At 62.0% G+C, this 21,106-nt stretch carries 18 protein-coding genes; 7 read left to right on the plus strand and 11 right to left on the minus strand.

The window, feature by feature from the left end:
- Positions 1-14: 14 nt before the first annotated feature.
- From HJB89_RS05885 to HJB89_RS05915, 7 genes are all read right to left on the minus strand, one after another.
- Positions 15-1,883: a GH39 family glycosyl hydrolase gene (locus HJB89_RS05885; protein ID WP_221149220.1), complete on the minus strand. Its 1,869-nt coding sequence runs from the start codon at positions 1,881-1,883 to the stop codon at positions 15-17.
- A 69-nt stretch (positions 1,884-1,952) separates the two neighbouring features.
- Entirely contained in the window at positions 1,953-2,786 is an 834-nt protein-coding gene (locus HJB89_RS05890; protein ID WP_221149222.1) for a 5-deoxy-glucuronate isomerase, read from the minus strand.
- Positions 2,786-3,844 (minus strand): ABC transporter ATP-binding protein, encoded by a 1,059-nt coding sequence (locus HJB89_RS05895; protein ID WP_221139568.1) that lies wholly within the window; start codon positions 3,842-3,844, stop codon positions 2,786-2,788. The genes HJB89_RS05890 and HJB89_RS05895 overlap by 1 nt, the downstream gene beginning before the upstream one ends.
- Positions 3,844-4,893: an ABC transporter ATP-binding protein gene (locus tag HJB89_RS05900; protein ID WP_246762846.1), complete on the minus strand. Its 1,050-nt coding sequence runs from the start codon at positions 4,891-4,893 to the stop codon at positions 3,844-3,846. The genes HJB89_RS05895 and HJB89_RS05900 overlap by 1 nt, the downstream gene beginning before the upstream one ends.
- Positions 4,883-6,016, minus strand: a complete 1,134-nt coding sequence (locus tag HJB89_RS05905) for an ABC transporter permease (RefSeq protein WP_221149223.1) — start codon at positions 6,014-6,016, stop codon at positions 4,883-4,885. Before HJB89_RS05905 ends, HJB89_RS05900 begins: the two co-directional genes overlap by 11 nt.
- 12 nt (positions 6,017-6,028) lie before the next feature.
- Entirely contained in the window at positions 6,029-7,015 is a 987-nt protein-coding gene (locus HJB89_RS05910; RefSeq protein WP_221139446.1) for an ABC transporter permease, read from the minus strand.
- Positions 7,016-7,120: 105 nt separating this feature from the next.
- Positions 7,121-9,046 carry an ABC transporter substrate-binding protein gene (locus HJB89_RS05915; RefSeq protein ID WP_221114980.1) on the minus strand — a complete coding sequence of 642 codons (1,926 nt, stop codon included), beginning with the start codon at positions 9,044-9,046 and terminating at the stop codon, positions 7,121-7,123.
- A gap of 188 nt (positions 9,047-9,234) precedes the next feature.
- On the opposite strand from HJB89_RS05915, the gene HJB89_RS05920 reads away from it, so the two are divergent.
- Together HJB89_RS05920 and HJB89_RS05925 are read left to right on the plus strand one after the other, a co-directional pair.
- Positions 9,235-10,242 carry a LacI family DNA-binding transcriptional regulator gene (locus tag HJB89_RS05920; RefSeq protein WP_207584873.1) on the plus strand — a complete coding sequence of 336 codons (1,008 nt, stop codon included), beginning with the start codon at positions 9,235-9,237 and terminating at the stop codon, positions 10,240-10,242.
- Between the two features lie 29 nt (positions 10,243-10,271).
- The gene (locus tag HJB89_RS05925) at positions 10,272-11,609 is read left to right on the plus strand and encodes an alpha-L-fucosidase (RefSeq protein ID WP_221139448.1); all 1,338 of its coding nucleotides are present in this window, start codon (positions 10,272-10,274) and stop codon (positions 11,607-11,609) included.
- 37 nt (positions 11,610-11,646) lie between these two features.
- Here the strand turns inward: HJB89_RS05925 and HJB89_RS05930 are convergent, their stop codons facing one another.
- On the minus strand, positions 11,647-12,789 hold the full coding sequence (locus HJB89_RS05930; RefSeq protein WP_221149225.1) for a Xaa-Pro peptidase family protein: 1,143 nt from the start codon (positions 12,787-12,789) through the stop codon (positions 11,647-11,649).
- Between the two features lie 78 nt (positions 12,790-12,867).
- Complete coding sequence (locus HJB89_RS05935) at positions 12,868-13,917, minus strand: LacI family DNA-binding transcriptional regulator (RefSeq protein WP_221149226.1); 1,050 nt, start codon at positions 13,915-13,917, stop codon at positions 12,868-12,870.
- A 141-nt stretch (positions 13,918-14,058) separates the two neighbouring features.
- Here HJB89_RS05935 and HJB89_RS05940 point away from each other — a divergent pair, with 141 nt between their 5' ends.
- The 5 genes from HJB89_RS05940 (at position 14,059) to HJB89_RS05960 (ending at position 20,448) form a co-directional block, all read left to right on the plus strand.
- Positions 14,059-16,380 carry an alpha-L-rhamnosidase gene (locus HJB89_RS05940; RefSeq protein ID WP_221149227.1) on the plus strand — a complete coding sequence of 774 codons (2,322 nt, stop codon included), beginning with the start codon at positions 14,059-14,061 and terminating at the stop codon, positions 16,378-16,380.
- 37 nt (positions 16,381-16,417) lie between these two features.
- Positions 16,418-17,701, plus strand: a complete 1,284-nt coding sequence (locus HJB89_RS05945) for an ABC transporter substrate-binding protein (protein WP_207584866.1) — start codon at positions 16,418-16,420, stop codon at positions 17,699-17,701.
- Between the two features lie 62 nt (positions 17,702-17,763).
- On the plus strand, positions 17,764-18,642 hold the full coding sequence (locus HJB89_RS05950) for a carbohydrate ABC transporter permease (RefSeq protein WP_207584865.1): 879 nt from the start codon (positions 17,764-17,766) through the stop codon (positions 18,640-18,642).
- Positions 18,639-19,466, plus strand: a complete 828-nt coding sequence (locus tag HJB89_RS05955; protein WP_207584864.1) for a carbohydrate ABC transporter permease — start codon at positions 18,639-18,641, stop codon at positions 19,464-19,466. The genes HJB89_RS05950 and HJB89_RS05955 overlap by 4 nt, the downstream gene beginning before the upstream one ends.
- A 4-nt stretch (positions 19,467-19,470) precedes the next feature.
- A complete protein-coding gene (locus tag HJB89_RS05960; protein ID WP_207584863.1) occupies positions 19,471-20,448 on the plus strand; it encodes an ABC transporter ATP-binding protein in 978 nt (325 codons plus the stop codon).
- A 23-nt stretch (positions 20,449-20,471) separates the two neighbouring features.
- Here HJB89_RS05960 and HJB89_RS05965 read toward each other — a convergent pair whose 3' ends face one another.
- A complete protein-coding gene (locus tag HJB89_RS05965; RefSeq protein ID WP_207584862.1) occupies positions 20,472-20,822 on the minus strand; it encodes a type II toxin-antitoxin system RelE/ParE family toxin in 351 nt (116 codons plus the stop codon).
- Between the two features lie 2 nt (positions 20,823-20,824).
- The gene (locus HJB89_RS05970; RefSeq protein WP_097621406.1) at positions 20,825-21,076 is read right to left on the minus strand and encodes a transcriptional regulator; all 252 of its coding nucleotides are present in this window, start codon (positions 21,074-21,076) and stop codon (positions 20,825-20,827) included.
- Between the last annotated feature and the right edge of the window lie 30 nt (positions 21,077-21,106).

Consider the following 21,106-nt stretch of genomic DNA (forward strand, 5'->3'; position numbering starts at 1 on the left):
GGAAGGCGCGCTGTTCAAGCGCGAGAGATACAAAGCTCGCTGCGGCGGCCAAACGCATCGCGGGCGTACACCGCATAACGCGCGCCCTCTGGCGGCGACATATGCAGGAATGCCGTCGAGATCAGCGGCACGGGACTGACCTTTTCAAAAGCCTTGCCGTCGGTGCTGGTGAGGACATCGTAGAAGATGGCCGGGCTGATATCGCCGGCAGCCCAGAACAGCATGCGCTCCTCCCGGCCGCCGAGGCCGAGGTAACGTTCGACGACGAGACCGGTTGGCGCGGCCGGGGGCGCACCTGTGTCGGGCACGACAAGCACCTGCGTCAGCGACGGCAACGGCAAGTCCAGATCGACGCTGACCCGGCCTTCGTCGCAGGCGATGACGCTGATCGGATGCAGTAAGGCCGGCTCCTGGGCGCGGCGCAGGTCGGCAAATTGCGCCTCATCAGGTTCGGGCGGAGCGCCGACCGGCTCGAAGGGGCCGCGCGGATTGTTTTCGTCGCGCTGGGCCTCCCAGACCTCCATCGGATTGGTGAACTCCTCGTCGATCCGCAGCAGGCAAAGCGCGTGGCGGCCGGGAACCAGCCCGTTGACCTCGAGGCGGACGGCAGTCCGGCCCGAACGGTTGATGGAGTCGACGCTGTGGATGAGGCTGATGGAAACGCCGCCGCCCGGCAGCCGTGTCGGCAGGATCGCCAGGCCATCCTGGTCGGGCGTCAGCACCGGTTCGGCCGTCACCCTGCAGACGGTATCGCCGAGCGTTGCCAGCAGTTCCATGGCTGTCAGGCCGGGCTTTTTGATGATGTCGAAGGGCGGCGCACGATCGACATCCGTGACCAGCATGGCGAGATCGGTCTTGTGCTCCCACTGCGCCTTGGTGAAATTGCGCGAACCGAAATAGGCAAAGATCGTGCGCTGGCTCCAGCCGCCGATAAAGGCATGATCATTGCTGAGGAAGGTGAAATTCGCCGCTTTCGGGGCGATGATGCGCCGGTCGTGCTGTTCGATGATGCGGGCGATGATACCGGCGTAATAGGCTTTGCCGTGCCAGCTATGATGATCGCTCCAGCCGAGCTGCGGATCGCATTCGTCGTTGACGATCGGCAGGCCCGCAAGCCGCGGATGATGCTCCTTGAGATAATCGACGACGAGAAGCGTGCGATCGACGATGGCGTTGGTTTTCGGGGTCAGGTCATCCTTGCTGCCGTTGACGCCCTTTTCGTGGATCGAGATGTAATCGATGCGCGGCGGGCCGTCCCCGCTCAGGCAACTCGTACCGCTGTCGCAATGGGCCATCAAAGCGCGAAAGATCGGCGAGAGCGTACGGGCGGTGCCGGGTCCGCCCATCGGCAGGCCGGGATCGATGGCGTCGAGCCCAGCGACGCAGGCGTCGTAATAATTGGTGTAGCCCTTGATGCCATAGGTCCACCAGCCGGAATCGGCCTCATTCGTCGTTTCGAAATACCACGTGCGCAATTCGTCCATGCCGTAGCGGGCGCCATAGCGCTCCACCGTCACCGTGACGAGATCGCGCCAGCGCTTGACCTGGTCCATGTCCTCGTAGTCGGTGAACAGGCCCGACGGGTTGCCCATCAGCTCGAAGAACGGCTTCAGCCGGTGTTCGATCATCACGTCGAGAGCGCGGTCAAGCAGCGACCAGTCGTAGCCGCTCGCGCCGCTGGTGGCGCGCAGCAGGTTGTAGAGGTAGTGGACGCGCAGGAACCTGATGCCTTCGTTCGGCAGGCCGCCGATATAGGCGAGCATCTGGCGCATCTCGGGTTCGAGCAGCAGCTCGGCCGGAGAAAAACCGGTGCCGCGCCAGAACCGCTCGAAGGGGCGCACCTCTTCGCTGGCATCAACGTTTATTCGCGTCCGTTCACGCATGGGATCGTCTCTCCTTGGGCGGAAGTCTGTCCGTGCCCGCAAAGCCGGCACGGAAGGTCAAGAGCCTGATTATTTGAACTTTTCACGCATCGCATCGATGCCGGGGATGGTTTTGGTCAGATGCTGATGGGCGGGATCGAAGCGCTGGATCAGCCCGCGGCGATGCTTGCCGACAAGAATGGTGAAGATATAGCCGCGATGGCCGGGCGACGTGACGGTCGGGTGGTAGCCACGATCGACCAGGACAGTATCGCCGTTGCGGGTCATGAGGATCTTGACCGGACCGTCGTTGTCATAGGTGATCTGGCTGCCGAAGCCGGTTTCGGGCTGGAAGCGGTAGTGATAGAGCTCCTCGTGCAGGGTCTCGGCATCGCCGTCTTCCGTATCGTGCTTGTGGGGAGGATAGCCTGACCAGCAGCCCTCGCCGGCATAGAGCTCGCTCACCAGGAGGTTGCCGCAGCGGCCGTTCTGCCGTTGCCCAAGCAGGTGGACGATCCGCCGCTGGCTATGCGTGTCGGGCGAGCCGACATTGACCGCGTCGACCTCCTCGGGCGTGACCCGGAACGGGGCGTAGCGCGTCTCGCAGAGGCCGCCGGCGATCGCAATTTCCGCCGGGCCGCCACGGGCCGATATCCGGACATTGACGTCGACGGGCGCGTAAACCGAGTCCGCATCGCCTCCCCAGATATCGGCTCGCCGGCCCACGGCTTCGAACGTGATCTCATCCACCTCGATATCCACCTGCCCCGACAGCACGACGTAGAGGCTTTCGTGCAAGGGCAGCCGCCGCGTGTCCCGACCATCGGCCGGAAGCGCGAGGAGGTCGAAGTAGATGAGATCGAGCGTCCTGGAGGAGGTATCCACAATGGGACGCTGCTCGGAGCGTGGAATGAATTCGGGCATCAATTGAACTCCGGAACGGTACGATCGGTGAAAGGATTGAGGGTCAGGGATTCGGCGTGGTGACAGGCCACTTCGTGTCCATCGACGGTGACGGTACGCAACGCCGGCAGCTCCTGCCTGCAAAGCTCGGTGGCGTAGCGGCAGCGCGGATGAAAGGCACAGCCGGGAGGCGCATGCGCGGGGTCGGCAACCTCGCCCGCCAGCCGGATGCGCCGGCCGTGGCGGCGCATCCTCGGATCGGCGATTGGCACCGCCGAGAGCAGCGCTTCGGTATAGGGATGGAGCGGACGCGAAAAGATCTGCTCCGTCGGCGCCTTTTCGACGACTCGGCCCACATACATGACGGCGATATTGTCGGAGATGTGCCGGACGACCGAGAGGTCGTGGGCGACGAAGAGATAGGTCAGGCCGAACTGTTCCTGAAGGTCCTGCAGCAGGTTGATGGTTTGCGCCTGCACGCTGACATCGAGCGCCGAGACGGCCTCATCGGCGATCACCAGCCGCGGATTGGACGCCAGCGCCCGGGCAATGCCGATGCGCTGGCGTTCGCCGCCGGAGAAGGCATGCGGATAGCGGCGCATATATTCAGGCCGCAGACCGACGCTCTGCATCAGCTCGGCGACCCGGTGCTCGAGTTCCCGTCCCTTGGCGATGCCGTTGACACTCAGTACTTCGCCGATGATGTCGATAACGGGAAGGCGCGGATTGAGCGAGGATTGCGGATCCTGAAACACGATGCGCAGGTCCCGATGGATTTCCTTGAGGGCGGGGCCTGAGAGTGCCGCGAGATCCACCGTGCCGCCGCTGCGGTCGCGATAGCGGATTTCTCCGCTGGTCGGCCGATAGATGCGCAGGACGGTGCGGGCCAGCGTGGACTTGCCGCAGCCGGATTCCCCGACAATGCCGAGTGTCTCGCCATCTTCGACGCGAAGCGAAACGCCGTCGACCGCCTTGACATGCCCGACCACCTGCCGGAATGCACCCTTGCGGATCGGGAAATGCATCCTGAGATCGTTCAGTTCGAGCAGCGGGCTTCGTTGCATCTTGGGATCGGCCATCATTGTCTTGCCTCGTAAAGCAGGCAGCTGGCGACATGCCCGTCGCCGATGGCGACGGGTTGCGGATTGCTTCGATCGCACAGGCCCGCCCTCGCCTCTCTGCATCGCGGATGAAAGCTGCAGCCCTCGGGCCGGTCGAAACGCGAGGGCACCATGCCCTCGATGATCGCGAGCCGTTCGGTCGGCTGGCCATGCATGCGCGGCACCGATTGCAGCAGGGCCTTGGTGTAGGGGTGGGCGGGTGCATGGAAGATCGTGTCGACATCGCCCGCCTCCACCACCCGGCCGACATACATGACGACGACTTCGTCGGCGATTTCGGCCACGACGCCGAGATCATGGGTGACGAACAGCACCGAGAGCCCGAATTCGGCCTGCAGCGAGGCCAACAGGTCGAGGATATTGGCCTGGGTGGTTACATCGAGCGCGGTGGTCGGTTCGTCGGCGATCAAGAGCTTGGGACGGCAGGCGAGCGCCAGCGCAATGCAGACGCGCTGGCGCATGCCGCCGGAGAACTGGAAGGCATAATTTTCCATGCGCTCGGCCGGCCTGGGAATGCCGACCAGCGCCAGCGTCTCGATCGCATGTTCGCGCGCCTCCTTCTTTCCCATCTTGAGATGCAGGCGGATCACTTCCATCATCTGGTTGCCGATCGTATGAACGGGTGAAAGTGCGGCCATCGGCTCCTGGCTGATCAAGCCGATCTGGGCGCCGCGGATTGCCCGCATGTCGCGGCCGCGCGGATCGAGCGAGGCGAGATCAATGGCGGGTGCGGCCGGATCGGGCCGATAGCGGATCGCACCTGAGACGATCCGCCCGCCCCGCGGAACCTGGTTGAGGATCGAGCGGCCGGTGATGCTCTTTCCCGAACCGGATTCGCCGACGACACAGACCGTCTTGCCGCGGGGGATGGAAAAGGAAACACCGTCGACCGCCCGCACCGTGCCCGCACCGCCGAAGAAGTGGGTCCTGAGGTCATCGACCTCAATCAGGGCGTCGCGATCGGCATGCCCACCGCCGGCCGCGGCGAAATTGGAATTAGTATTCATAGGGATCTGCAGCATCGCGTAATCCATCACCAAGAAAATTGAGGGCGAGCACGGTGACGATCACCGCAAGACCAGGAAGAAACAGCCATGGCGCGCTCGAGACCGCGAGAATGTTCTGCGCCTCCTGAAGCAGCACGCCCCAGCTCACCACCGGCGGACGCAGGCCGATGCCGAGGAAGGAGAGCGCGGTTTCGGCAAGGATCATCGTCGGGATGGCGAGCGTCACCGAGGCGATGATATGGCTCATGAAGGAAGGAACCATGTGCCGCCAGATGATGCGCATTCGCGAACAGCCATCGAGATGGGCGGCGATGACAAAATCCTCAGTCTTCAACGACAGGAACCGTCCGCGCACAACCCGCGCGAGGTCGGTCCAGCCGATCAGCGACAGGATGACCGTGATCCAGAGATAGACCAGGATCGGATCGGCGCTGATCGGAACGGCAGCCGCAAGCCCCATCCACAGCGGGATGGTCGGGATCGAGTTGATGAGTTCGATGCAGCGCTGGATGACATCGTCCACCCAGCCGCCATAGAGCCCGGAGATGCCGCCGAGGATAATGCCGAGTATGAGGCTGATCGTGACCCCGATCAGCCCGACGGACATAGACACGCGGGTGCCGTGCACCGTCCGGCTGAAGACGTCGCGACCCAGACGGTCGGCGCCGAACAGGTAGAATGGCTTGCCGGCCTCGATCGGGCCGATCAGGTGCCGGTTGAGATCGAACAATCCCCAGAGCCGATAGGGTTCGCCTTTGACGAAGAAACCGACGGGAATGACGACAGCCGGATCAGGCACGTAATTGCGGCTGAGCGCGATCGGGTCGATCGTCATCGAATAGCCGTTGACATAAAGCGGGTGGAATCCGCCCGCCGCGTCGTAGCCGGCGAACCTCAACTGCTGGGGCGGCGCATAGGTGTAGTGGGAATCGTAGGTCTGCGATGAAACCGGGGCGAGAATCTCGGCAAACAGGGCGACAAGGTAGATCAACAGAATGACGAGGCCGGCGGCCAGCGCCAGCCGGTGGCGACGGAAGCGCCGCCAGATGAGTTTCCACTGGCCGGCAACGGCGTCGGAATTGCGGACGGGTTCAGGCGATAGCGCGATGGCTTGATCGGTCATATCTATCGTCCTTCAGCCGTTACGGATGCGGGGATCGAGCCAGGCGAGCAGCAGGTCTGAGATCAGCGTGCCGATCAGGGTCAGCATGCTCATCAGCAGGATGAAGGTGCCGGCCAGATACATGTCCTGGGCAAACAGGGCATTGAGCAGGAGCGGCCCGGTGATCGGCAGGCTGAGAACGATGGAGACCACCACCGAACCCGAGACGAGGTGCGGCAGCACCCAGCCGACTGTGGAGACGAAGGGGTTGAGCGCCACCCGCACCGGATATTTCAATAGCAGCCGGATTTCGCCCAGGCCCCGGGCCCGGGCCATGTCGACATAGGGCTTGTTGAGCTCGTCGAGCAGGTTGGCACGCATGATGCGGATCAGCGCCGCCGTGGCGCCGGTTCCGAGCACGACGACCGGGATCCACATATGCGAAATCAGGTCGCCGAGCTTGGCCCAGCTCCAGGCCGCGTTGATATAAGTGGGTGAAAACAGCCCGCCGACGCTCTGGCCGAAATACTGCGACGAGACATACATCAGCACCAGCGCCAGCAGGAAGTTCGGAATGGCAAGGCCGAGAAAGCCGAAGAAAGTGGCGAAGTAGTCCCCCACCGAATATTGCCGTACGGCGGAATAGATGCCGATCGGAAAGGCCACCGCCCAGACGAAGAGCAGCGTCGTGACCGAGACCACCATCGTCATGCCCATGCGGGCCCAGATCAGCTCGCTGACCGGCTTGTTCCAATCGAGGGACTGGCCGAAATCGCCGCGTAGCAGGATGCCGCTGATCCATTTCCAGTATTGGACCGCCCAGGGCTGATCGAGGCCATAACGTTCGCGCAGGCCCGCGATGACGCCGGGATCGATGGTTTCGTTCTGGGAGGCCAGACGCGCGGTCATCGCGGTCAGGAAGTCGCCGGGCGGCAACTGGATGATGATGAAGGTCACGACCGAGATCGCGAACATCATCGGGATCATGTACAGCAGACGTCTGATGATGAAGCCGGCCATGTTCAAGCTCCTTCAATCGGCAGTGGCCGATCGGACTGGGGGATTGGGTGGGGCTGGTCTTGGTGGAATGGCGCCTGCGGACGCCATTCCGGCCGATCATGTGTCTTATTGCTGGTAGTAGAAGGTCTCGGGCTTCGCCGGTCCCGGCGTCATGTAGAACGACGTGCTGGGGATGACCTTGGGGACGTTGCGCATAGCGGTCTTGACGATGCCGACGCGGTCCGGCTCCAGGTTGGTGCCGATGACGTAGAATTCGTCACGCGTGATCGCCAGCAGTTCTTTCATCGCTTCAAGCTGCTTTTCGAGCGTCGGGGCTTCCTGCACCTGCCGATAGAGATCCATCTGCTTCTTGGCGGCTGGGCTCGGCTCCTCAGCGTTCGGATCCTTGGGGTTCTGGTAGTAGAGGCCCCAGGCTGTCGCGAAGCTTGATTCATACTCATGCGGGAAATACCATTTGGGATCGAGCAGGCCGAGGAAATCGTAGCCCCCGCCGCCGACCCAGGCGAGACCGTCATTCTCGTTGTTCTGCAGGCGGGAGAAGATCAGCGAACGCTCGGCCGGCCGGGGCTGCATGTCGATGCCGACCGCCCGCCAGTAGCGCTGGATCATTTCGAGCGCGTCGACCTGGATCGGGCTTCCGGTCAGCGCATCGATCGCAAAGGTGATCCGCTTGCCGTCCTGACCGAGGCGATAGCCGTCGCCGTCTTTTTTGCTCAGGCCGGCCTTGTCGAGATACTGGTTGGCGAGGTCGACGTTATATTCCAGATATTGCGTCGCCATTTTCTCGTCGTAGAGCGCGGTGCCTTCGCGGGGTGCCGCCTGATAGGGCTTGGCTTGTCCGGCATAGATCAGCTGGTTGAGCTCCTCGCGGTTGATGGCATAGCTGAGGCCGATGCGAAAATCCTTGTTGGAGAAGACGGCGCGCAAGGCCGGATTCTTGTGGGTCTCGTTCAGGGTGATCAAAAGGGCGTTCGACCATGCCGGCCGGGCGATGAACAGGCCGTAACCGGCCTTCTGCTGGTTCTGCACGATGACAGTGCGGGCGTCCGTCGTCTCGATGAAGCGGTTCTGCATGTCGATTTCGCCGCTGATCGCCTTCAGGATGATCGCCTGGGTATCCTGCATCACGTCGATGGTGATGCGATCGAAGTAAGGCAGCTGATTTCCTGAAGTATCCACCTTGGCATAATAGGGATTGCGTTCGGCGACGACCTGGGTGGTGCCGTTATAGGGCGCGGTCAGCACCCAGGCGTCGAGCGTCGGGCGGCCGAGATCACGCCAGCGGCCGGGGAAGCCGATCTTGTTGTTGAAGAGCTGGACCCAGTCGGTCGCGCCGGCCGCCTTTACCAGGGCGTCGACGCCGTCGGGATTGAAATCCTTGTGGAACTGCTTGAGGTAGTGGGCCGGTGCGGCAGCGAGGATATCGGAACCGCGCACGGTCGCCATGTTCATCAGGAACAGGCCGTTCGGGGCAGCGAACTTGAAGACCACCTTGTCGTCGGCGAGCTTTTCGACCTTGACGGTCTGACCACCCGCGGTCAGCCAATCCGGCGCTGCAGGCGTGATCTTGGTGTTGCGCAGCACGTTCTCGTTCCACCACACCAGATCGTCGGCGGTGAAGGGCTCGCCGTCCGACCAACGCGTGCCTTCCCGCAGGGTGAACGTGTATTCGGTGGCATTCTCGTTGACCTCGACGCTCTTGGCGATGTCGGGGATCACCTCGGTCCATTCCGGATTCCAGCGGACCAATCTCGTATAGCCGATCGAACGTTCGATCTCGCTGTCGCCGCCGCCAAAGGTGGCCGTGCGCCAGGTGCCGCCATAGGTACCGACCGATTCAAGCGGCGTCAGCACCAGTGGCTCCTTGGGCAGCCGCTTTTCAACCGGCGGCAGCTTGCCGGCGTCGACCAGCGCCTTCAATTCCGGCGACTCCTGAAAGCCGAAAGCGGCGCCGGCCCAACCGACACCCATGAGGATCGCCGCGGCAACGGTCGAAACAACCTGCCGTCTTAGAATTCTGACGTGCTGCATTCTGTCCTCCCAACATTCTGCATAGGTTATCGTTAACGTATTCTCCTCTTTTGCGAACGTTATCGTTATCGTAATCTCTTGTCAAAAAGATTCGTTCCGCCCGATACTCGACCCACAAGGCTTGGCTTTCTCGAAAATCCTGTTAGTTATCGTTATCGTAAATTCCCCGCCCTTCTCAGAGACAGCCGTTGAGCCGCCCCAAAGAACCAGACTCCAAAATAACCATCGCCGATGTCGCCCGCGCCGCAGACGTGTCGCCGATGACGGTATCGCGCGTACTCAACGGCCAGGGCGGCGCCAGCGCGGAAACCAGTCAACGCATCATTTCAGCAGCAAGCGAACTCAATTACCGGCCCAATCCCTTTGCGCGCGGATTGCGGTCCGACCGGTCGAAAACCATCGGCCTTCTGGTTCCAGACATCACCAATCCGTTTTTTCCCGAGGTCATCCGGGGGGCCGAGGATGCCGCGAGCGCCGCCGGCTACAATCTGCTTCTGGCCAATGTCGTCGAGAACAGCAAACGTGAGGAAGAACTCATCGAAACGCTGCTGCGGCATCGAGTCGACGGGATCATCGTCTGCAGCGCCCGACTGCCCGATGCGGCGCTTCATAAGGCGCTGGCGCCCCACCGCGCCGTGGTCCTCATCAACCGCGAGGCGCCCAACGAGATCGCCGGGACGATCGTCACCGACTACGAGACCGGGGCATCGCGTGCCGTCGATCATCTGGTCGAGCGCGGCCGCCGCAAAATCGCGATCGTCGCCGGGCCGCGCAGCTCGTTCGGCGGCAAGAGCCGTCTCGTCGGTTTCCGCAAGACGCTGGCGGCCCATGGGCTGAAGGCGCATGGCATCGTCTATTGCGATCCGACCGCGGCCGGCGGGCAGACGGCGGCCGCGCAGTTGCTGGCGGAAACGCCGGGCATCGATGCCCTTATCTGCTACAACGACCTCAATGCGATCGGCGCCATGAAGGCCTGCCGGGCAGCCCACATCTTGATCCCCGAGCAGATCGCCCTCATCGGCTTCGACGACATCCCGACGGCCGAACTGCTGTCTCCGGCGCTCACCACGCTGCGGGTGCAGAAACGGGAAATGGGAGAGGAAGCCGTGCGCCTGCTGCTCAGCCGCATCGCCACCAAGAACCGTCAGCACGGCATCGTCATCGTGCCCGAGCTCATCGTCCGCGAAACGACCTGATTCGACTATCAACAGGAGGAATATATCCCATGGATGGCGACAATCTGCATTCACTGGCCTTGCCCGAGGAGAAGAAGGCCTGGTTCGTCCACGAGCGGTTCGGCATGTTCGTGCATTGGGGGCTTTATGCCCTGCCGGCGCGCCATGAATGGGTTAAGAGCCGCGAAGAACTGAACGACGCCGACTACCAGAAATATTTCGATCATTTCGATCCCGATCTCTATGACCCGCGTGAATGGGCGAGACGCGCCAAGGCTGCGGGCATGAAATACGTGGTGCTGACGACCAAGCATCATGAAGGCTTCTGCCTCTGGGATACCAAGGCGACCGACTTCAAGGTGACCAACACGCCTTATGGCAAGGATCTGCTGCGCCCCTTCGTCGACGCCTTCCGCGCCGAGGGCCTGAGGATCGGCTTCTACTATTCGCTGATCGACTGGCATCATCCCGACTTCACGGTCGATCCGCGCCATCCGCAGCGCAATCATCCCGATGCGTTAGAGATCAACGAAGGCCGGGATATGCTCCGTTATGCCGCCTTCATGCGCGAACAGGTGCGCGAGTTGCTGACCGAGTTCGGGCAGATCGACATCATGTGGTTCGATTTCAGCTATCCGCAGTGGAAGCTCGGAGATTTGGTCGGAAAGGGCCATCGAGACTGGGAAAGCGAGAAGCTCGTGCGCATGGTGCGCGAGCTTGCCCCCGACATCATCATCAACAACCGGCTCGATCTCGCCGGTCTGCAGCCCGACATCGTCACGCCGGAACAATATATGCCGCGCGCCTGGCCGAAACGCGACGGCAGGCGCGTCGTCTGGGAAGCCTGCCAGACGCTCAGCGGCTCCTGGGGTTATCACCGCGACGAGGACACCTGGAAAAGCACGGAGCAACTGGTGCAGATGCTGGTCGGCACCGTTGCCATAGGCGGCAATCTGCTGATGAATGTCGGGCCGACGGCGCGCGGCACGCTCGACCACCGCGCAATATCAGCCCTTGCCGCCTATGAGGAGTGGATGGCGCTGCACGAGCGCAGCATCGTCGGCTGCACCCAATCCGACTTCACCGCCCCGCCCGATTGCCGCCTGACCCAGAACGGCGATCGCCTCTATATCCACCTCTTCAACTGGCCCTATAAGCATTTGCATTTCGATGCTTTGGCCGGGAAAGTCGAATATGCGCAATTCTTGCATGATGCCAGCGAAGTGACCTGGCTGCGCCCCTCCGCCAATACCTTATGGACGAACACCCAGTTCGCCGTCGCCGACGACGAACTGACATTCGTCCTGCCGGTGCGCCGACCCGGGGTCGTCGTCCCGGTCATCGAAGTCAAGCTTAAGGCCGGAAGCGCGCCCGCCATTCAGGATTAAGACGCAACGGCTTGGGCGGGCGAGACATGGCGTCTGCTCAGGAGAACGGCTCGGCCGGACCCGTCGCGGGATTGGTGAACCAGCGCGGTCCCTCGGCGGTCATGTAGATATGGTCCTCCAGCCGAATCCCGAATTTTTCGGGAAAGACGATCATCGGCTCGTTGGAAAAACACATGCCGACAGCAAGTGGCGTGTCGTTGCCGCGAACGATGTAGGGCTCCTCGTGGATCTCCAATCCGAGCCCGTGACCAGCGCGGTGCGGCAATCCCGGCAGGCGGTAGTCGGGGCCGAGGGAATGTTTGGCAAGTACCTTGCGGGCGGCATCGTCGAGGCTCGAGCAGGCGGCGCCGATCCGGGCGGCGTCGAAGACGGCCTGTTGTGCCTCGCGTTCGATCCACCAGGCACGTTCAAAAGCGCTGTTGCCGCCCTCCAGCATGTAGGTCCGGGTGATATCGGAATGATAACCGTCGATCCGGCAGCCAGTGTCGACGAGGATGACGTCGTCGTCGCCGAGGACCTGATCGCCGTCGGCGCCATGCGGAAGCGCGGTCGCGGCGCCAAACGAGACGATGCAGAATGTCGAGCCGGAATCGGCGCCTGCCTGGCGATGCCGGTGATCGATAAAATCGACCACCTCGGATGATTTGATGCCGGGTTTCAACAGCGCATGCACCTGCCTGTGGAAGTCGAGCGTCAGGTTCATCGCATATTGAATGAGCGCGATCTCGGCAGCCGATTTGATCCGACGCAGATCGCGGACCAGCCGTCCGCCATCGACAAGCCTTCCGGCGCCCATCGCCGCGGCCAGGGCGTGATAGAAGAAAAGCGGCAACCCATCATCGAGGGCGAGCCTGCCGCCTTGGCCGACAAGGCGCGCGATGAGCGCAGCGCTGCTCTCCTCCTCTTCGCAGACCAGGATTTCCCCCGGCAGATGCGGCAGGGTTTCGACGCGGCTGCGCTCGAAACCCGGAACGATGTAGGAAACCGCCGTCGGCGTAACGAGGGCGCCGAGAAACCTTTCGCTCGGATGCCCGACGAGCCCGGTGAAATAACGCAGGCTTTCGGTCGGTCCGAGAAGCATGCCAGCCAATCCGTGGACTTCGATCACTTGCCGAAGCCTGCTGAGGCGGCGCTGCCGCTCCTCATCGGTTATGCGGGGTACGGGGTGCTGCCACGACATTTCGTTTTCCTGCTCTTGCTGTGCGTGCTGACGGGGCCGGCGAGTGTGGACAGCCGCTGCCGGTCTTACCCATCAGCGCTATTTCGTATCGGACCGGGCCAGGCTGTTGCGGCTGACCAGCGACGGTATCTGGAGAATATGCTCGGCCGCGGTGCGGCCTTCTATTCTGGAAATGAGCGCCCGGGTAGCGACCTGGCCGAGCTCCCGGCCCGACTGGTCGATACTTGCGAGATTGACGAGGCCGAGGGCAGCGGTCGTCGAGTTGTCATATCCGATGACGGCGAGGTCTTCGGGCACGCGCACGCCCATCTCCATCGCCAGGCTCAGAAGTGTGATCGCGTCGAGATCGCTCCAGCAGAACACGGCGCGCGGCCTGTCCTTCCTCGACAGAAACTTTCGCATCACGTCTTCCCGCTTTGGCGAGGCCATGGGAATTTTGACGATCGGCGCCGGCGAGCCGAGCCCGCCGCGCTGCATCGCCCGGCGGAACCCGATCTCACGCTGGCGGACGACGGAAACCGCGTGCCCCTCGCGCTCGCCGAGGCTCAGCATGCCGATATCGCGGTAGCCGCAGGCAAACAGCGCTTCGACGGCGATCTCCGCCCCCCGCTGGTCGTCGGCATTGATGGTATCGAAGGCCGTGGCGCTGGCATCGTGGTAACCGACCGTGACGATCGGTACCTGAACCGCAAATTTTGCGAGGATCTCCGAGGGCAGCCGCGGCGCAACCAGGATAAGGCCGTCCATCTTGTAGTCGATCATCGACTCGATCAACGAGGTCTCCAGTTGCACGCGCGCATCGCTGACGCCGATCATCGCCTGATAGTGCGACGGCGCCAGCACCCCGTTCACGCCGGCGATCACGTCGGGCAGGAAGGGGTTGCGGATGTCGATCAGCAGCACGCCGATGGTGAAACTCTGGCCGCGCAATCCGCGCGCCGCCCGCGAGGGGCGATATCCGAGCTCCCCGATGGCCTCGGTAACCTTTGCGCGTAGCGCTTCGCTGACGCCGTAGGCGTTCCGCATCACCTTGGAAACCGCCGCGACCGATACGCCTGCATGCGCGGCCACCGTCCGGATCGTCGCGCGATCGTTTCGTTGCGGCTTGTGTTTGTCTTCGACTGACATGAAATCCCGGGCTTGCGGCTACGGGTCGTCAATCGCCCGCAAAACCACCATGGCAGACCGGCAACGAAATTTCTATTGCGCTTTCGAAAAAAATGTAGAACGTTATACGGAGACCGTTCTACAAATCATTGGGAGGTTTTGATGAACTTTCAGCCGGCAGCCATCAGCGGCAACCGCGTTTCGCGCACCTGGTCGGGAGAGATGATCGCGCCGCTGTCGGATGGCGGCCAGGGAACGGCCGCAAGCTTCGTCGCCCAAACCTTCGAACATGACGGCTCCAAGCTTCCGGTCGAGCTGTTCATCTCGGCCCTCGGCCTTTACCGCTGCTTCATCAACGGCGCCCGCGTCGGCGACGACCTGCTGACACCCGGCTGGACGAATTACGACGATCGCCTTGCCTATCAGCGATATGACGTGTCGAACCTGCTCAAGCCAGGCCAGAACTGGATCGAGATCTGGCTTGCCGACGGATGGTACCGCTCGCCCTTGATGTGGGGCGCCAAGGCGATCGCGAACTGCTGGGGCGACAGAATCGGCGCCATCGCGGATCTCATCGGACCGGACGGCACCCTTCTTTCCACCGACACCACATGGCGGAGCGGTCTGTTGCCGATCCTGAAGTCGGGCATCTATTTCGGCGAAATCTACGATGCGCGCGCAGAAAATCTTGTCGGGACCCATGGCACCGAGAGATTGCCGTTCGACAGAGCGTTGCTCGTCGCCCATGAAACCGCGGCGGTGCGGGAATTGCCGCCGCTTGCCCCGATCGAAAGCTGGACCGACGAAGACGGCAGGACGGTTTACGATTTCGGTCAGAATGCCGGCGGTTATATCAGATATACGGTTCGGGGAGCTAGCGGTGCCGAAGTGCAGGTGGAGCATTCGGAAGTGCTCGGCCCCGACCGTCACTTCGACAATCGCAACTATCGCGCGGCCGTGGCGCAGACCGTCTATACACTGCGCGGAGACGGCGACGAGACTTACGCACCGCATTTCACCTTCCACGGCTTCCGCTATGCCAGGGTGACCATATCAGGCGATGCTGAGATCCTTGCAATCGCATCCATCCCGATCTCGTCGGTGCCCGAGCCTGCCGGCGGCTTCACCTGCGGCAATCCCCTCGTCAATCGCCTCGTCGAGAACACCATCTGGTCGCAGCGCGCCAATTTCGTCGAAGTGCCCACAGATTGCCCGCAGCGCGACGAACGCCTGGGCTGGACGGGCGACGCCCAGGTATTTGCCGCAACCGCCTGCTGGCTGAGCGACAGCCAGTCTTTCCTGAGGAAGTATCTGCGCGATGTGATGGCCGACCAGCGCGAGGACGGCGCCGTCTCGCATTTTTCGCCGGATCCGACACGTCTGCATCCCGCCGATTTCCCGGGCTATGCCGGCTCGACCGGCTGGGGCGACGCGATCGTCGTCATCCCCTGGGTTCTCTACACCCATTACGGCGATCGGGCCGTGTTGTCCGAGTGCCTGGATTCCATGGTCCGCTGGGTCGATTTCGTCTGGTCGATCTCGGATGGTCCGCTGGTGCGCCCGCCGTCCCGCTGGGGCGATCGCGGCTTCACCTTCGGAGACTGGCTGCAGCCGGTCGGCGACAACAGAAAACCCCGGCCGACGATCGCCGACGACTGCGCGGCGACACTCTATCACTTCATCTCAACCGACCTTCTGGCGAAGATCGCAGCCGTTCTCGGCGAGCATAAGCTTGAAGATGAGATGAAGCGGCGGGCCGGCGAGATCCGGCGGGCCTTCGCCAACGAGTTCATCACGCCGGCGGGACGGCTGGCGCATAACGACCAGACGTCCTATGCACTGGCCTTCCTGCACGATCTGATACCGGCAGAACATCGGCCAGCCGCCGAGCAGCATTTCCGCCAGGTGATCATCGATGCCGACTACAGGATCGGCACCGGCTTCATCGGCACACCTGCCCTGCTGCCGGCCCTGACGAAGCTCGGGATGGACGACCTGGCGGCAAAGGTCTTCCTGCAGGAAGACGTGCCGGGCTGGCTCTACCAGGTCTCGAAGGGGGCGACGACGATCTGGGAGCGCTGGGATTCGATGGCGCCGGACGGCACGATCTACGAACCCGACATGAACAGCTACAACCACTACGCCTATGGCGCCGTCTGCCAATGGCTGTTCGAATCCGTTGCCGGAATTTCGCCGAGCCCTGATGCACCCGGATTTGCCGAGGTGATCGTCGATCCCGCGCCGATTGCCGATCTCTCGCCGGTTGCGGCCCATCATGACATCGACCAGGGCCGCATCGAGGCCGGCTGGCATTGCACCGGCAACAAGGTCACCTATGTGCTGACCCTTCCGGAAGGATGCATCGGCCGCTTCCGGCCCGGGCGGCGGCACCGGAACCCGTCGCTCAACGGCGAGCCTGTCGTCGAGGAAGCCGTCCTTCCCCCGGGCACGCACCAGTTGGTTTTTTGGATACCGGATTCTTGAGGAGCATACACGTCACATCGTTCAGAGGAGGAACGTCATGACACATCGGATAAAGCTTATTCTCGCCGGCGCATCCGCGCTTTTGGCGTTGGTCGCGGCCGGCCCGTCGCATGCGGAAACGACGCTGTCGTTCCTGATCGACAACAACCCCGACACGGTCGCAGCGGCCGAAGCGCTGGTTGCCGCCTACCAGGCCAAGGCGCCTGACGTGACGATCGAAATCGAGCCGCGGGCGGGCGGTGGCGAGGGTGACAACATCATCAAGACGCGCCTGGCAACGGGCGAGATGTCCGATGTGTTCCTCTATAATTCCGGTTCGCTGCTGCAGGCGCTGAAGCCGGCGCAGACTCTCGTCGATCTGAGCGGGCTCGCGTCGCAGGCGAAGGTGGACGACGGCTTCAAGTCGGTGGTCAGCGCCGAAGGCAAGCTCTATGGCGTTCCCTTCGGCACGGCGATGGCCGGCGGCATCCTCTACAACAGGAAAATCTACCAGGACCTCGGCCTCACCGTTCCGAAGACATGGGCTGATTTCATGGCCAACAACGCCAAGGTCAAAGCCTCAGGCAAGGTCGCCGTGGCGCAGACCTATCGCGATACCTGGACCTCGCAGCTATTCGTTCTGGCCGACTATTACAACCTGCACGCGGCGGTGCCGAACTTCGCCGCCGACTATACCGCCAACAAGGCGAAATACGCGGAAACGCCGGCGGCCATGAAAGGCTTCGAACGGCTGAAGGACATTCACGACGCCGGCCTGATGAACGAGGACTTCGGCGCGGCAAGCTATGACGACGGCCTGAGAATGGTGGCGACCGGCGAGGCCGCGCATTATCCGATGCTGAGCTTCGCAGTCGGCGCGCTCAAGCAGAATTATCCCGAGAACCTCGCAGATGTCGGGTTCTTTGCGCAGCCGAGCGACGATGCGGCGACGAACGGCCTGACGGTCTGGATGCCGCCGGCCCTTTATATTCCGCTGACCAGCCAGCACGCCGAGGAAGCGAAGAAATTCGTGGATTTCGCCGGAAGCGTCGAAGGCTGCAAGATCATGGTTGAAACCAACACCGTGCAGGGGCCTCCCTTGATCGACGGCTGCGATCTGCCTGCTGACGTACCGCCTGCGGTAAAGGACATGCTCCCCTATTTCGACGCCAAGGACAAGACGACCCCGGCGCTGGAATTCGTTTCGCCGGTCAAGGGGCCGGCCCTCGAGCAGATCACCGTCGAAGTCGGCTCCGGCATTCGCCAGCCGGCCGAAGCGGCGAAACTCTATGACGACGATGTGCGCAAACAGGCCAAGCAGCTCGGCCTGCCGAACTGGTAGCGGTCTTTCGAGACAACCTCGCTCCCGAGGGGGCGAGGTTCCACCCGATCGAAGAGATAGATATGATCGAGACACGCCCCCGCTCGCGCAAATCGCCCTACCCGCTGTGGTTTTTCATTCCCGCTGCCATCATCTACGGCGTGCTGTTTCTGGTTCCGACGGTATCGTCTCTCTGGTTCAGCCTGACGCGCTGGGATCTTTCGACGGCCGAATTCATCGGGCTCGAAAACTTTCAGCAGTTCTTTTCCGAACCGTTCCTGGTCAGGGGGCTGGTCAACACGCTGATCTATGCCGTGACGACATCCGGCCTGAAGACGGTCTGCGGGCTGCTGCTGGCGGTGCTCTTGACCAGCAATATCTTCGCCCGCGGCTTCCTGCGCACGCTGGTCTTCTTTCCCGTCCTGGTCTCGACGATCGGCATCGGCATCACCTTCACCGTGATGATGCATCCGACCAAAGGCATCATCAATGTCACGCTCGAAACGCTCGGCATTCCGGGACCCGGATGGCTCACCAATCCGGCGCTCGCGCTTTTTTCGGTGGCCCTCGTCGATCTGTGGAAGGGTGTCGGCCTCGCCACCCTGATCTTCATCGCCGGCCTTGCTGCGATCAGCCCCGACTATTATGAGGCGGCGAGAATTGACGGAGCCACGCGTCTTCAGCAATTTTTCCGGGTTACCCTGCCGCTTGTGCGTCCCGCCACCGTCACCGTCGTGACATTATCGCTGATCGGCGGGCTTCGCTCGTTCGATCTGATATGGGCAATGACCCGCGGCGGGCCGGGTTTTTCCTCCGATGTGATCGCCTCGGTCATCTACAAGCAGTACCAGGCAGGCTTCTACGGTCTGTCGACCGCCGGAAACGTCATCCTGTTTGCGCTGATTGCCGCAATCATCCTGCCACTCACCCTATGGCTCAACCGGCGCGGGGTCGAAGAATGAGAAGCATCCGCCCTTATGTGACCGGCGCGATAGCCCTTGCCGTCGCTGCCGTCATCTTCGTCATGCCCTTCGTTTTCGTCGCTCTCCAGGCGGTCAAGTCGAAGTCCGAAGCGTCCCGCCTCGATTTCGAACTGCCTGCGCAGTGGCTGTTCTGGGACAATCTTGTCGCCGTCTTCAAGGCGCGCGATTATCAGTTGGTGCTTGCCTATTTCAATTCGACCCTGATCACCGTCGTCTCCGTCACCATCCTCATCCTGCTGTCGGCGATGGTCGGATATGTCATGCAGCGCCGCAAGACCGCCTGGAACAGGGTGGCATCCATTGCCCTTTTCATGGGGCTGATGATGCCGCCCGCCGTCGTTCCGACGATCGGCCTGCTGCAGGATATCGGCCTCTTCAAGACCATGACCGGGATGATCCTGATCCAGGTCGCCTATAATCTCTCGTTCTCGACCTTGCTCTACCGGTCGTTCATTTCGACCATACCGCGCGACCTCGACGAGGCGGCGCTGATCGATGGCGCCAAGCCCCGGCAGATTTTCTTCAGGGTGATCCTGCCGCTGCTGAAGCCGGTGACCGTCACCAACATCGTCGTGCAGTCGATTGCGATCTTCAACGATTTCACCAACCCGCTCTACTACCTGCCCGGCAAGGAGAACGTGACGGTGCAGCTGACACTCTATAATTTCCAGAGCATGTATACGAGCCAGTACAATCTTCTCTTCATGAACATCCTCCTCGTTACGATCCCGCCGCTGATCGTCTTCATCTTCTTCAACCGCCAGATCGTCGCGGGCATGACATCAGGCGCAGTCAAAGGGTAGTGGAATGGCTGAGCTCACTCTCAAACAGGTTCGCAAGAGCTTCGGCGCCCTCGAAGTCATCAAGGGGGTCGATCTGGAGGTTGCCTCCGGCGAGTTCGTCGTTTTCGTCGGCCCGTCTGGATGCGGGAAGTCGACGCTGCTGCGCATCATCGCCGGCCTGGAGGAGACAACGTCGGGCGCGCTGACCATCGGCGGCAAGGACGTGACCTATGCCGAACCCTCCGAGCGCGGCATTGCCATGGTGTTCCAGAGCTATGCACTCTACCCGCATATGACCGTTGCCGAGAATATCGGCTTCGGACTTTCGCTTGCCCGCCGCCCGAAGGCAGAGATCGCCGAAAAGGTTGCTGCCACGGCCGAAACGCTGCAGCTCACCCATCTCTTGCAGAGAAAACCGAAAGCGCTCTCCGGCGGCCAGAGGCAGCGCGTCGCCATCGGCCGCGCGATCGTTCGCGATCCCCAGGTCTTCCTGTTCGACGAACCGCTCTCCAATCTGGACGCGTCGCTTAGAGCTCAGATGCGTCTTGAGATCGCCGATCTTCACGCCCGCCTGAAGTCGACGATGATCTATGTCACCCACGACCAGGTCGAGGCGATGACGATGGCGGACAAGATCGTCGTCCTCAACGGCGGAGCAGTCGAGCAGATCGGCAGCCCGATGGAACTCTACCGCAATCCCGCGACACCCTTCGTCGCCGGCTTCATCGGCAGCCCGAAGATGAACCTCTATGGCGGCGAAACCGCACGGCGATTGAACTGCACAACCTACGGCATCCGTCCGGAACACATCAGGCTTTCGGAAGATGCCGGACAATGGCAAGGCAAGATCCGGCATGTCGAACGGCTCGGTGCCGATGCGATCCTCTATCTCGATGTCCCGGAACTCGGCGAGATGGTCGTGCGCGCTGAAGGCGAGACGCCGTTTGCGCCTGACATGACGGTCTGGGCAGACCCGGTCGAGGGAGCCGAACATCGGTTCTGAGGCCGGACCGATGATAGCCCGCATCACGATTGTTTGCGTGAGAGTACCGCCAAATCCTCTTTCAGCCGAACCGGCAGATTCATCCGCTCGTGAAGGATGCTCATGACACCGAGATCACCGTTCTGAAGCTCCCGAAAGAACACACGGTGATGCTCGTAGCAGCCGAAATAGGCCGAACGCTTGATGTCTTCGGGCACGGCCAGACGTTGCGGAAGCTGCCGCCAGATCAGCCGGTCCTCGCATAGGCGCTGCAAATAAGCATGCAGCCCGAGAATATACGCGTCTGCCTGATTTTCTCCCCACGCCTCAACCGTATCGCGCCAAATCTTGTCCTGCGCTGCATCGGCGCGTGAATAAAATCGAAAAGCCGGCATGGCTATCGGCGCTTGTTACGGCGGATGACGTCTTCGGCCGAAACGGCGACAAATTCGCTGTCTTCGGCCCGCATCGCGGGCGCAAGCTCCTTTTGCAGCATATCCCAGGCCTCATCACGGGTCTGCAGGTCGCGTCGAATGAGAGCACGAATATATTCGCTGGCGTTTTCATAGAGGCCGTCGTCGCCGACCTGCTGCTGGATATGATCCTGCAACTGCCCGCTGACCTTCACATGAATGCTACCCGATGCCATCGCCATACCCTTTCGTTCTTATTTATCATG

The organism is Rhizobium sp. NZLR8, assembly GCF_019685025.1.
In the GTDB taxonomy this organism is placed as follows: Bacteria; Pseudomonadota; Alphaproteobacteria; order Rhizobiales; family Rhizobiaceae; genus Rhizobium.